Genomic DNA, 12,361 nt, shown 5'->3' on the forward strand with positions numbered 1-12,361 from the left:
TTTGTCTATTGAAAAACGTATTAATTAATAAAAGGACAAAATCATTATGGCATATATGTCACAGGAAGGTTACGATAAGCTCGTAGCTGATTTACAGTATTTAGAGTCTGTTGAACGCCCAAAAGCTTCTGCAGCCATTGCCGAGGCAGCTGACAAAGGTGACCTAAGTGAAAACTCAGAATACGATGCAGCCAAAGAAGCACAGCGTCATCTTGAGGCTCGTATCGCCGAAATGAAGATGACTGTAGCACAAGCTAAAATCGTTGACATGTCAAGATTGAGCGCAGATGCAGTACAGATAATGTCTACTGTTGAGATGACGAACGTTAAAACAAAGGCAAAAATGAAGTATACCATCGTCAGTGAGACAGAAGCAAACCTCAAACAGAACAAGATTTCTATCAAGACTCCTATCGCACAAGGCTTGTTAAACAAGAAAGTTGGTGATGAAGTTGAGATAACAATACCACGTGGTACCATTAAACTGCGTATTGATAAGATCTCTATTGAAGCTTAATCTTATAAAAAGAGGAGGTTAACATGACTATATTCAGTAAGATTGCTGCTGGTGAAATCCCCAGCTATAAGTGTGCGGAAGACGAACATTTTTACGCATTTCTTGATATTGACCCTGTAACAAAGGGCCATACTCTTGTCATTCCCCGCAAGGAAGTAGATTACATTTTTGACATGGATGACCAAGAACTTGCAGCCTTTGAGCTTTTTGCTAAGAAGGTAGCACGGGCTATTAAAGCGGTTTTCCCATGCCGAAAGGTGGCTCAGGTTGTACTGGGTTTAGAGGTTAACCACGCACACATACATCTTCTTCCAATGAATAGCGAGGCAGATGTTGACTTCAAACACCATGTTCAGGTTAGTCCTGAGGAGCAGAAAGAGATTGCAGCAAAGATTTTTAAGGCTTTTCAAGAGTTAGATTAAGCCTCATTTATCTTATCGAAACAGGGTTCACATAAACCAGAATAATATCAAACGAGGGTATATACCGCAATGTATATACCCTCGTTCTTTTTTAAAAAAGTACTGATATAAAAGAGAAAGGCAGCTATTAGACCGATTACTTGAGCAACAAAAAGTATAGAAAAGGACTGTTTCATTACGCATGTAAGGATCCAAATGTACCTTTAACATTATCAGATCAGTATGTTTTTAGGTACAAAAAAGAGTTATACATACGTATCACCTTTCTTCATCTGTACCTCATTGACATATCTTCTAACCAATGCCGAGGAGTCTTCTTTCTTACAAATGAACAGCACATTATCCTCTTCAGCTACAATATAACCATCCAATCCATTTATAACAGCCAATCTGTCCTTCGGAAGTTTTATGATATTATTGGAGCAATCTTCCAAAATCACATCAGAATCAATCACTACATTGTCTCCTTCACCCCTACTTGCTGCTTCGTAGATACCATGCCAAGTACCAAAATCTGCCCAGCCAAAGTTACATTTCATCACATAAACATTATCAGATTTCTCCAACACACCGTAATCTAAAGAGATGTTAGGATAACGTGGGAAGTTCTCTTTCATGAATGCATCCTCCTCTTCTATCGTTGTAATAACTTTGGTTGACTCTATACTACGTAGTACATAAGGAAGGAAACTATAAAGGCATTGACGCAAATAACGGGCATTAGAAAGGAACAGTCCAGTATTCCAATACCACTCCTTACTCTCCATAAACATCTGAGCAAACTCTCTATCAGGCTTCTCTGTGAATGCTTTCACCTTATATATATCGCCCTGTTCAGATCGTTCTCCTTTCTGAATATAACCATATCCAGGCTCAGGACGAGTAGGACTGATACCCATCGTGAGCAGAGCATCATGCTGTTCAACAAACTGCAATCCCTCTAATACGTTACTTTGGAAAGCAGTATCATTAAAGATGTTTTGATCAGAAGGGGTGATAATAAGGTTAGCATTAGGATTAGTAATCATAATCCGATGCACAGCCCAGGCTACACTCGGTGCCGTATTGCGGTGGATAGGCTCTGCCATGATATGGTCAGGAGCTACTTCAGATAACTGTTCACGGACAAAATCAAGATATTCACAACTCGTATTCACATAAATATTCTCCTTATCTATGAACTTTGCGAAACGATCGAATGTCTGTTGGAGTTGTGTACGTCCCACTCCAAAGAAATCAATAAACTGCTTTGGGAGTCTGTCTCTGCTACTTGGCCAGAGCCTTCTACCCTTACCTCCAGCAAGAATTACACAATAGTTATTTCTTGTATTAGTCATTATTCTCTTTAAGCTAACCAGTTTTTTCTTTTTCCCAAAGATAACCTTTATATTGCATCCCTGCAAATATTTAAAGTCAAAATACTAAAAAAGATAAGCTATGATAGGTATACAAACATTTTGTCAGCTAAAAATTTGCCACATTCAGATTTTCTCCATACCTTTGCACACGTTGTTCAAAACAACAGCCAAGCCCAGATGGCGGAATAGGTAGACGCGCTGGTCTCAAACACCAGTGGGGCAACCCATCCCGGTTCGAGCCCGGGTCTGGGTACAAAGTAAAAAGCTAAGTATTGATTACTCAATACTTAGCTTTTTCTTGTTTTATAAATGTTCCCAAATTGTTCCCAACCAACATTTATTAACTAGCTTCTTCAACACCCATCATCATGTTATAATGTTGTACATGCCCAGTAACTTCAAAAACTTGTTTGAACACTTTTAGATATCTTTCAGCTTGTTCTTGGTCTGGAATTACACTATAATCATCGGGAACACAATGAGAGCCATCATTTACCCAGCATAACAAAGAGCGACATATTTCTTTTTCTTGTAAGCTGGGAAATTTCTGCAGAATGTCATTATCATCATATTTCCCTAATACCTTAAAATAAGTTTCATAAACTCTTCGCATTGTATTTTGTAGTGTTATAATTGAAATCTTGTCCTTATTCCTTAGCTCATTCCACAAAAGCTCATAAGACCCTTGAATTGGGTTTTCCTGCTCGAAGCATTGAATAGTTGTTCTATTATTATTCTTCCTTAAAATCCAAAAGCATGTGTCATTTTTAGGCCTTGTTCTACTATCAATAAAAGATACTTCTTTATGAAAATATACATTATGTGTCAATAATATCAATTGAAGGACATTGGTCTCTCCCTTCTTTATCTTCTTGATTTCTTCCTTGATTAGAGAGCTAACAACAAATAAAATTGTACTATCTAAACTAGAAATAGGGTCGTCAATAACTATAATCCTGTCGCTATTAGTTGTTTCAGGAGTATTCCCTCCCTTAACTAATTGCATAAAATACAAGAAAGTGATGAAAGTTATTTCGCCTTCACTTAATGTACTATTGGCAATCTCACCATTTTCTCTTTTTATTTGATAATAGTGTTCTCCCTCCATAGGAACTATCGAAAAAGTAGTAAAACCATATGCAGACAGACTCCTATTTATTTCATCAACAGATGCCTGAACACTTGTAATATTTTTATTTCCCTCTTTAATTTCGTTGTCTAAAACAGAATATTGTTGTCGCAAGCTGTTTAACTCTTGCTCCATATTTAATATACCACGTTCACATCCAGTTTTCGTTCTCACGAAAGGGGCAATTAAGTCTTTTTTCTCTGCTATAATGTAGCTCCAGACGTCTATTATTAACTGATGCTTCTCTTTTGTGAAGTTATTTACAATGGCATTATGTGAATTAATTTTCTGATTAACTCGTAATATTGTATCATTAAACCATGCTATTAATTCCTTAGAGCTTTGCAAAGTTAAGCTACGACTAGGTTCCTTTAATTTATTTTCAATTATTTCTTTATTATGCGAAAACAGTTGAATTAATGAAGTCCTTTTAGCATCAAAAAGTTCCAAATCAAGCATGGTTGGTGATATTTTTTCCCTTTCAATAATACTAACTAATTGATTTAATAGTTCTTCCTTTAATCCCAAATATGAATTTGATACATCCTTTAGTTTTTGAGAATCTAAAGTAAAAGTTTTGTCAAAATATGCCTCGATATCTTCACGAAAATGCTGATCAATTGTTTTCTTCTGACAGAATGGACAAATATCAGAATCTATTGTTAAAATCGACCTACCCTGATTTACCCAATCGCTGATTCCTAAATGTTCAATTAGAGAAGCAATAGCTACATCTGCTTTACCAACGATTTTTTTAGTCCAGATTACTTCCTTCTCCAACTTATTTATCTCTTCGACGCCAATTAATTGTGGCAAGGGGTGCATAGGAGATGGTACTTTGCCAAATAGAGTTTCTGCACGAGATACCAATTCCTCATAGTCTATACTATTACTAGAACTTGAATTCTCCCAAGAATCTATAACTTTCTGGGCAAAACTTGCTTTGCTATTTAAGAAACCAGCAAAGGCATCCTTAAATAAAGAGCTATATTTACTTTTAATGCTATTCCAACAACTTTTATTAAATTGTTCTTGAGCCTCTTTAAGTTCTTGTTTCTTCTTGTCTAACGTTGTTTTCTTCTGTTGACCTTGTTGTTTCAGTTCACGTAGTTTTTCTTTTTTTCGTTCTAATTCCTCTATTTGTTCTTTAGTTGCTTCGCCCAAAGTGAATACTCCTGGGATATTCTCACCAAAATTTTTTTCACGGAATGTTTTATTATATACAAAAACATCTTCATTATTATCTGAAGACCACACAATTGAGCTATCCGTATATAATTCAGGAGAAGCTATTACATTAGATATAGTTGTTTTTCCACAGCCATTTGCCCCGTAGATAAAATTGATTTTTTTGAGATTATCAATTTCTACGCCTCTTTCATCAAAGGTTGCTGCATTTTTTATAATAATCTTTTGTATCATTTTATATGTTTATTTGCTACAAGACTTTCTATCTGTCTGACACAGAGAATCTATCATTGATAAAGGTCATTAGAATATTATTAATGACAATCTGATAGGAATTAAGTAGAATTTAATAATGAAAAAATATCAAATAATTCGACCAAATCTGTGGTTGCGAACTTTAATTTGGCTTTGTACAGGATTAGAGTCTACTTAATATACTTTTATCAAATTATCTTTCATTTTTTTTTCATTTATTCTCAAGTTCAGATAGTGCTTTCATTACATCGTCAAAAAGAAATCCAATATCAATAGGGGTTTCTACATATTCAACACCTATATAAAAGCCATATTTATCTACAAACATACAAAATCCTTCTTTATCATGTTGAAAAGTAGCAAAAAATAATTCGGCCATCCTTTTTCTACATTTAATGGCATCATCTACCATTTTTTTTATATGTTCTCGCATAAAGTTAAGCAAACCATTTTTTGGAAAATAGTAGGCTAGCACTAACATTTGCAGAAATAATTCTTTATATCTTGGAATAAAAGTATTATCATAATGATTCATTTGGCTATATAAAAAATGCAATTCCTCCTCTGTATTCTTATAATGAGCAAAAAAGTCCTCATTTTTCCAAAACCAAGGCATACTTTTATTCACATCCTCTAAATGTTTAAACATTCGAGATGCTCTGATAATATCAATCGCATGTTTGTTTTTTTCTTTTTGTGAAAAGGATGCTAAAAAAACTTGTCCTAACTCTTGTATATCTGTACCATAAAGTTTACTGAGTTCAGTAAACAACTCAGCATTGGGACTATCTGCCTCATACTCTTCTCGAGCTTTTTGTTGACACATAACAACTTTGGTCATTTCTGAGGAGAATGGAATTATTGCATCCTTTACACATTCTAACAAAGATGATTCGAGAAAATCGTCAGGTTCGCAATAATCAGCATTTGGCACAATCTTTACTCCCTCTAGTGCATACGACTGTGCTACTAATCTAGAACAAAAAGAACGTTTGGAGGTATCTTGCTCTTTTGTATTTTTAAACTCTCTTACATGCCTAAACATGCTTGTGTGTACATACTGCTTGCCCATTTGATAGTGAGAAGCCCGTGTAATCCTATCCATTTTTATCGGTGATAGATCCTTTAGGCGCAACACAATAGCATGTTCTAACTCTTTAAAGGCATAGGAATATAAGTGAGTCATCTTTACATATAAACCATTAGCTTCCATCATATAAGCATCACCAAGGTATATGGCTGCATGCTCATACTTACATTTCATCATCTTCCTTAGTCTCTCTTCGTAAGTATTCATCAGTAGGATATCTCCAGGAAGAAGAACGGAAGGATTGAATATGTATTTAATCTCGTGTTCTTTTAATATCATTTTTATAAAAACTATTGTTTAGGTGCAAAAGGTTAGGCATAAGTTGTATAATGAGTTACAAAATAGGTAGATGATTTAGAGGTTTATCCTCTACATAACCCACTATGCTTGTAGAGCTCATAACAACTTGTTACAAAGGTAATGTTTTTATATAAAAAAAGCAAACAATTCTTTTTAAAATAACAGCTAATAGTTCATTCGCTCAAACATATTGAATCAATCTGCAACTGCAAAATATTATTGAGTGTAAATACATATTAGAATGAATGGTAATAATATATTTAACGTGAGTTCGACGAATTATAAGTGTCTATAAATTTGGTGATTAGCGAAATTTGTTGTAACTTTAAAGAACTAATATACAAACAGTTACAAACAAAAATCGCTATGATCACCGAGGACAAAGTTACTGAAATATTTTATATGACATATGATTTCTGCAAGTTTTTTGATGCAATGACAGCAAAATATACGCTAAAACCTAACGGAAAAAGAAAATATCATCGGGATTCTACAATGTCAAAGGCAGAAGTTATACTGATAATGATCCTTTTCCACGATTCTGGTTGTCTATGCTTTATAGAGACTGTGAATGATGAACTTAAGAACATTGCGCAGGTGGAACACCCAAACATAGATGCTTTGGCAATTTCATAGTCAACTCATTAGGGGCAATTGCTGCCTATTGCCTATTTCCAAAGAAGCCGTGCATCAATGTGCAAAGGACCATTGATACACAGCTTGCATTGTTCTGAATTCGTCGAACTCACGTTAAATAGCATTCACGTCCATTCCGATAGTTTTGTACTACTCCAATTGTTTTCTATATACGGAGTCTAGGGTGTTTCCATCTTTATCCTTCCATATAATCCACCCATTATTGCTACTGCCAATACAGAAATCGGCAGCTGTGCTTGGGCTGTTGAAAGTTATATCTGAAGCCAATTCTTGTTTTCCATTATGTGAATGTGTGTACTCTTTCAACATTTTATCACGTTTATCCTTCCAAGTAAAGGACGGAACAGACGACTTCGTTATAATACTATCTTTCAGAACAGTAAAGCCCTTACTATGATAGAACCCCTTTGCATCACACCCACGCCCTTTTGTATAAAAAAGATGTTCATCCTTTGGTTTGGCAATGTCAAAAATGTTACAACCAATGAAAGATGTGAGAAACTTTACATCCTCAAAGAACTCATCCATATCATCCTTACGATATTCTGGGAGATTAGGTGCTTTAGGAGTCTGCTTGTTTTCATTCAGAACAAAAGTGCATGAGCTTTTTGCGGCTGCTATTGCTTTATGCTCTAGATATTGTACGTCCGCTTTTGTCATTGCAGCATCTTTAGATATAAACAGTAATGCCTTTTGCCAGAACGTTTTCTTACTATCGTGATCTCTCACTCGTTCACGAAAGTTTTCCGTTTCTCCTATATATGCTTTCGGTTTTGTCGCCTCATCTTCACCCAATAGGATGTAAAAAGATGGTGTTTGTAATTCAAGGCGTTCGTTCAGTACTGAAAGATTAGACCGTGGGATCACATACATCTGGCAAATCTTGTTACTGATAAAGACATATTGTGTTCCTTTAGGATCTGCATCTATCAAATATGTTGTTACAGTTTTTCCCATAATTATGATTATTAGAATCCAGTTTTAAACGTATTATCTAATTTATTGTGAATACATGCTTAATAAATGCTGCTATATTATTGCCACAATTATCTACCCTTTGCTTTTCCAGGAATGCATAATAAAGTCTATCCGATTTGTTGAATCCACCAGCTTCAGGTATACTACATTCTGCGAGTATTATACTAATTTCTTTATAGCTCAATATGACAGCCAAAACATCGGAGAAGTTCCGGAGAGAGTTATTATCAAATGACTTGATCATTATTAGCTTTAACCTTTATATTGATTTTTTAATTATTCACGTTATAAAGTTAATCATTATTTTTTTCTAATGTGCTTGTATTGCCAAAAATGTAATTCTATTTGGGGACAATTGAGATGTTTAGCTTGTTTTTATCTATGGATATCAACCTCATTGTGCATTGGTAACTTTAAGATCAAAATACTCAAATTCCCCTATATTAGTTTTGTTTTTAGTTGCTGTCACTTTTAACATAACTCACAAAGTGCTTATAATAAAGGGGTTAGAGGTGACAAGGGAGTGACAGAAGTGACAGGAAAAGAGAATGGACAGTATAGGCAGGGGATGAGAGGGACGGGTAGATTCTGATGATTCAAACAAAGGGTGTGGGTGCAGTTTGGATAAGTTTGTAAGGTTTCTTTATACCTATCAAATACAGGAAGGGGATGTGGGGAGCCATTATGTTGGCTCGAGTCACATCCTCTTGTTGTTTAATCCATATATGATTCAGCGCATATACGTGTCAGACGCGACGATACATCTCGCTGAAAGGAAGACGATAACGACCTCTGACACCATCAGGCATACGAATACCACAGGTAATCACCATATTGATCTCCGTATCATAAGGGAGATTCAGTGCCTTTTTCACTAACCGACTGTCAAAGCCTTCAAGTGGACAGGTGTCATATCCTGCCTCACTCATTGCCAACATGAAGGTCTGGGCAACCAGGGCACAACTCTTATGTATGCAGACTCGCACATCGCCCTCGCTCACCTGCCGCATGATAGGACGAGAAAGTCCTATACATTGTGCCAACACCTTGCGCACGAGTCCCCACAATCCGAAGCAGCGGGAATAAATAAACGGTATCAGCTTGGCATAGTATGCTGTCTGTAGCTTCATGTGTTTTTCCTTCTTTTCTTCGGGACTGTTACGGTTGATATCGTCTATAGCAGCATCAAGAATAGCCTTCGCATGTTGCTTATAAAGACTCTGCCGTGTCACGAATACCACGATTTGCTGTGCCGTACGTGCCGAACGCTGATCCAAACAAGCGTGAGCCAGTTTGTCCAACACTGTTTTGTCAGTCACGTGAAAGGCTTCCCACAACTGCATGTTTGAACTTGTTGGTGCTAAACTTGCCAGTTCAATACATTTCTTCACCACTCCTGCATCAATAGGCTGAGCCGGATCGTAATGCCGAACAGCATGCCTATGGTCTAAAATATCCTGTAAACTCATCTCTGTTTTATCGTTTTTACGGTTATAAAATCCCACGTTACATCAACGCACCGCTGAGAGCGCATCATGCCCGTTTAGGTATTATCACCCAACAAAGTTACTCTTTATTTTCCTTATCATCCGTAATTCCTCATAAAAAAATATCTAATTCCATCAGCCAATAGCCCTCACTAACAACCGAAGAAAGGACCAACAGAAAAAGATTCTCACAAAGAAAGGACTTTTGCGAATGCTCCGCACCACACGTGTCAGCCATCCGCACCACATGTGCGGGGCGTACACTCCACATGTGCGGGGCGTCCGCACATAACAACAAGAGGACAGACCATGAGTTGAACCAGAGCGTAATCTTAATCAAACGATATAAAAATATTGGATAGATTACAGGATTATCCCGTTTATTTTTATTAACTTTGTAGCGGAATTACACCGACAATCACATGTAATTTAAATATTAATTAACAAAGTAGGCATGAAGGTCAACAAGAAAACATATTTGCAACCAAACACTACAGTGCTCTATGTTGAAGCAGAAAGTATCCTTGCCGGAGCTAGTGTTGAACCACAAGAGAATGGCGGATTGAAACGAGAAGATTACAATACCCCTAATGGAGGAACAGAACACAACGGAGGTTCTGAGGAGTGGTAGAGAGATATACTCATTATAAAGAAAAAAGAGGATTGATTAATCAATCCTCTTTTTTCTTTATAATCTAAGATGCTAAGTATTCTCTTATCGCTTAATACTTTATGAAAGCCCTTACATTTGCTCCAGCTCCTTTATCAGCTCCTCCAAAATGCACCATCTCATTTGACTTGTAAATTAAAACCGAAATAGCAGCAGCATTAGCAGAGTTCCAAGCATTTGCTGTCCAGTACCAATCATCAAAAGCATCACCATTTACTTGATAGAACAATATTTCGGCGAGTTGATAACCCAAACTACCTCCCCAAGAATGTTTTATACCCCCACCTTTAACATATCCGTTTGTCGCATCATTTATTCCAAAATATTTCAAAGCTAAATACCAATCACCAACACCTGGCAAATACCATTTCTTTCCATTAATATCATTTGCATATCGTGCAGCATAATAGAAAGCTGGGAAAGAAGTACTATTTGCTTTGATTAGTCCACTTGGTTTTATCGTATAAGCTCCAACCCAAGTCTCTTCAAATCCATCATATTTATCTCTTGCTTGTTGCAAGCCTGATACATTATAGCTATAAACGGTCTTACTATTTCCATTTCTACCAAGAGTCGTCCATTGATAATTTCCCACATTTCTTAATGAAACTGCAATACGCTTGTCTTCATTAACTACCAAGCCAATAGGAGTTTTACTCTTATTCTCAAGTAAAGAACCCACTGTACCATCAGTGAATAAATAATTAGCTTTATAATAAACGGTTGCATAAACTGTATAACTTGTACCTGCAACAAGGTTACCTGGAATTGCATTAGTTATATTTAGCACTTTACCTGCAACAGCTTTATCATATATTTTTCCATCGGTTCCTTCTGCCGTACTATTGAAAGTGAACTTTAGCTTAGACACATCTGTGCCTGGAAGGAAATAACGTGGGCTTGTCATTACTATGTAAGACGATTTAACATCATTGCTTTGGTTAGCAGTGAAACTACCAACAGCAACCTGTCCAGCAGACGTATTGTTTGTCGTTGTAGTTACTCCTGTCGTTGGATCAAGTGCTAAAGTTGAGGGAATCGTATTTGCATCATAAGTCAGCTTACCAGACATTGCACCATTGAAAGCTGCATTGCTAAAAGCTTTTATTTTAAAATATACTTGAGCAAGAGATGGCTTTAATACAAAACTTATTTTATACTTCTTCTGATTTGGTATCGTAACATCTTGCTTCACATATAATCCTTCTTTCTCACTATTCGTAAATGAGGTTATAACTTTTCCATTCTCCAACGAGAGCTTATCATTGAACACATAAAATTGATACGTACCGGGGGCCAAATATTTTTCGGGATTTGAACCATCAACCATTGTGTAAGTAGATCCATTATAGTTGATTTCCCACTTCTGTTTTAAATCTGTTCCTTGATATGCAAGTATAGTATATTTGCCAGCAGGAGCATTGCTTGCTGCACGTGTCTTAGCTTCAACAGGGTTTTCTACTACTTCTACAAGCGCTTCAAGTCCATTACCGAGGTCGTCTGTTGACGATGAAACGACACGTCCTTCATTATTACCAGCAGCACGTGAGACAGGACTTCCTTCTGAATATTGGCTTGTACTCAACCCAAACGACACCAGACTACCCTTTGCGTCAGCAGGTGCATCATCATCGTTAATAACAGAGTTTTCGGTGTTATTACAGCCTGAAAACACGGTAACTGCCAAAGAAAAGAGTAATGGCAGTAGCCAGAAAGTTGTATTTTTCTTATTCATTCTTAGTGATAATACAGGTAAGATGTACATACAAATTACCAAAATTTATATTCAATTTACATTTTGTCGGCTGCAAAGGTACGATTTAATTTGCTAATAACATATATTAATAAGTACAAAAGCACATATTTTTAGGCATTAATTTAACGTGAATTCGACGAATTCAGGACAATGTAAGCTGTGTGTAAATGGTCCTTTGTATATTGATGCGCAACTTCTTTGGAGACAGACAATAGGCAGCAATTGTCCCTAATGAGTTGACGATGAAATTGCCAAAGCATCTATGCCTGGAGCATTCCACCTGTGCAATGTTCTTTAGTTCATCATTCACCTTCTCTATAAAGCAGCAACAACCAGAATCGTGGAAAAGGATCATTATCAGCATAACTTCTGCCTTTGACATTGTAGAATCCCAATGATATTTTCTTTTTCCGTTAGGTTTTAGCGTATATTTTGCTGTCATTGCATCAAAAAACTTGCAGAAGTCATCTGCCATATAAAAGATTTCAGTAACTTTGTTCTCGGTCATTATAACGATTTTTGTTTATAACTGTTTGTATATCAGTTCCTTCAAG

General features: G+C 36.3%; 10 protein-coding genes, 1 tRNA gene and 1 pseudogene. 5 read left to right on the forward strand and 7 right to left on the reverse strand.

From position 1 onward, the window contains the following. Window positions 1-46: 46 nt before the first annotated feature. Window positions 47-517, forward strand: coding sequence for a transcription elongation factor GreA (gene greA, locus ACZ48L_RS05265; protein WP_008824218.1), 471 nt, complete (start codon window positions 47-49; stop codon window positions 515-517). A 23-nt stretch (window positions 518-540) separates the two neighbouring features. After that, complete coding sequence (locus ACZ48L_RS05270; RefSeq protein WP_008824217.1) at window positions 541-939, forward strand: HIT family protein; 399 nt, start codon at window positions 541-543, stop codon at window positions 937-939. A 245-nt stretch (window positions 940-1,184) separates the two neighbouring features. Here the strand turns inward: ACZ48L_RS05270 and ACZ48L_RS05275 are convergent, their stop codons facing one another. After that, window positions 1,185-2,276 carry a mannose-1-phosphate guanylyltransferase gene (locus tag ACZ48L_RS05275; protein ID WP_025791751.1) on the reverse strand — a complete coding sequence of 364 codons (1,092 nt, stop codon included), beginning with the start codon at window positions 2,274-2,276 and terminating at the stop codon, window positions 1,185-1,187. 192 nt (window positions 2,277-2,468) lie between these two features. On the opposite strand from ACZ48L_RS05275, the gene ACZ48L_RS05280 reads away from it, so the two are divergent. Then, a tRNA-Leu gene (locus ACZ48L_RS05280) sits at window positions 2,469-2,550 on the forward strand. A gap of 87 nt (window positions 2,551-2,637) precedes the next feature. On the opposite strand, the gene ACZ48L_RS05285 is transcribed toward ACZ48L_RS05280, so the two are convergent. Both ACZ48L_RS05285 and ACZ48L_RS05290 read right to left on the reverse strand, forming a co-directional pair. Continuing rightward, window positions 2,638-4,848 (reverse strand): AAA family ATPase, encoded by a 2,211-nt coding sequence (locus tag ACZ48L_RS05285; protein WP_025791750.1) that lies wholly within the window; start codon window positions 4,846-4,848, stop codon window positions 2,638-2,640. A gap of 232 nt (window positions 4,849-5,080) precedes the next feature. Beyond that, the gene (locus ACZ48L_RS05290; protein ID WP_025791749.1) at window positions 5,081-6,238 is read right to left on the reverse strand and encodes a YiiX/YebB-like N1pC/P60 family cysteine hydrolase; all 1,158 of its coding nucleotides are present in this window, start codon (window positions 6,236-6,238) and stop codon (window positions 5,081-5,083) included. 579 nt (window positions 6,239-6,817) lie between these two features. Between ACZ48L_RS05290 and ACZ48L_RS05295 the strand changes: the two are divergent. Continuing rightward, a pseudogene (locus tag ACZ48L_RS05295) lies at window positions 6,818-6,993 on the forward strand (IS982 family transposase); the annotation flags it as partial. Window positions 6,994-7,045: 52 nt separating this feature from the next. On the opposite strand, the gene ACZ48L_RS05300 reads toward ACZ48L_RS05295, so the two are convergent. Together ACZ48L_RS05300 and ACZ48L_RS05305 are read right to left on the reverse strand one after the other, a co-directional pair. Continuing rightward, entirely contained in the window at window positions 7,046-7,873 is an 828-nt protein-coding gene (locus ACZ48L_RS05300) for a GIY-YIG nuclease family protein (protein WP_025791747.1), read from the reverse strand. Window positions 7,874-8,640: 767 nt separating this feature from the next. Next, window positions 8,641-9,363 (reverse strand): nitroreductase family protein, encoded by a 723-nt coding sequence (locus ACZ48L_RS05305; protein ID WP_025791746.1) that lies wholly within the window; start codon window positions 9,361-9,363, stop codon window positions 8,641-8,643. Between the two features lie 472 nt (window positions 9,364-9,835). Between ACZ48L_RS05305 and ACZ48L_RS05310 the strand changes: the two genes are divergently transcribed. After that, window positions 9,836-10,012: a hypothetical protein gene (locus tag ACZ48L_RS05310; RefSeq protein ID WP_159102211.1), complete on the forward strand. Its 177-nt coding sequence runs from the start codon at window positions 9,836-9,838 to the stop codon at window positions 10,010-10,012. Window positions 10,013-10,103: 91 nt separating this feature from the next. Here ACZ48L_RS05310 and ACZ48L_RS05315 read toward each other — a convergent pair whose 3' ends face one another. Continuing rightward, window positions 10,104-11,786 carry a hypothetical protein gene (locus ACZ48L_RS05315; RefSeq protein ID WP_025791745.1) on the reverse strand — a complete coding sequence of 561 codons (1,683 nt, stop codon included), beginning with the start codon at window positions 11,784-11,786 and terminating at the stop codon, window positions 10,104-10,106. Window positions 11,787-11,949: 163 nt separating this feature from the next. Continuing rightward, window positions 11,950-12,318: a hypothetical protein gene (locus tag ACZ48L_RS05320; protein WP_025791744.1), complete on the reverse strand. Its 369-nt coding sequence runs from the start codon at window positions 12,316-12,318 to the stop codon at window positions 11,950-11,952. Between the last annotated feature and the right edge of the window lie 43 nt (window positions 12,319-12,361).

The sequence above is a fragment of the Prevotella histicola genome (assembly GCF_055385135.1).

What these genes read in the sequence shown, in the direction of transcription:
- greA (WP_008824218.1), top strand. Translation starts at nt 47, where the DNA reads ATGGCATATATGTCACAGGAAGGTTACGATAAGCTCGTAGCTGATTTA.
- ACZ48L_RS05270 (WP_008824217.1), top strand. Translation starts at nt 541, where the DNA reads ATGACTATATTCAGTAAGATTGCTGCTGGTGAAATCCCCAGCTATAAG.
- ACZ48L_RS05275 (WP_025791751.1), bottom strand. Translation starts at nt 2,276, where the DNA reads ATGACTAATACAAGAAATAACTATTGTGTAATTCTTGCTGGAGGTAAG.
- ACZ48L_RS05285 (WP_025791750.1), bottom strand. Translation starts at nt 4,848, where the DNA reads ATGATACAAAAGATTATTATAAAAAATGCAGCAACCTTTGATGAAAGA.
- ACZ48L_RS05290 (WP_025791749.1), bottom strand. Translation starts at nt 6,238, where the DNA reads ATGATATTAAAAGAACACGAGATTAAATACATATTCAATCCTTCCGTT.
- ACZ48L_RS05300 (WP_025791747.1), bottom strand. Translation starts at nt 7,873, where the DNA reads ATGGGAAAAACTGTAACAACATATTTGATAGATGCAGATCCTAAAGGA.
- ACZ48L_RS05305 (WP_025791746.1), bottom strand. Translation starts at nt 9,363, where the DNA reads ATGAGTTTACAGGATATTTTAGACCATAGGCATGCTGTTCGGCATTAC.
- ACZ48L_RS05310 (WP_159102211.1), top strand. Translation starts at nt 9,836, where the DNA reads ATGAAGGTCAACAAGAAAACATATTTGCAACCAAACACTACAGTGCTC.
- ACZ48L_RS05315 (WP_025791745.1), bottom strand. Translation starts at nt 11,786, where the DNA reads ATGAATAAGAAAAATACAACTTTCTGGCTACTGCCATTACTCTTTTCT.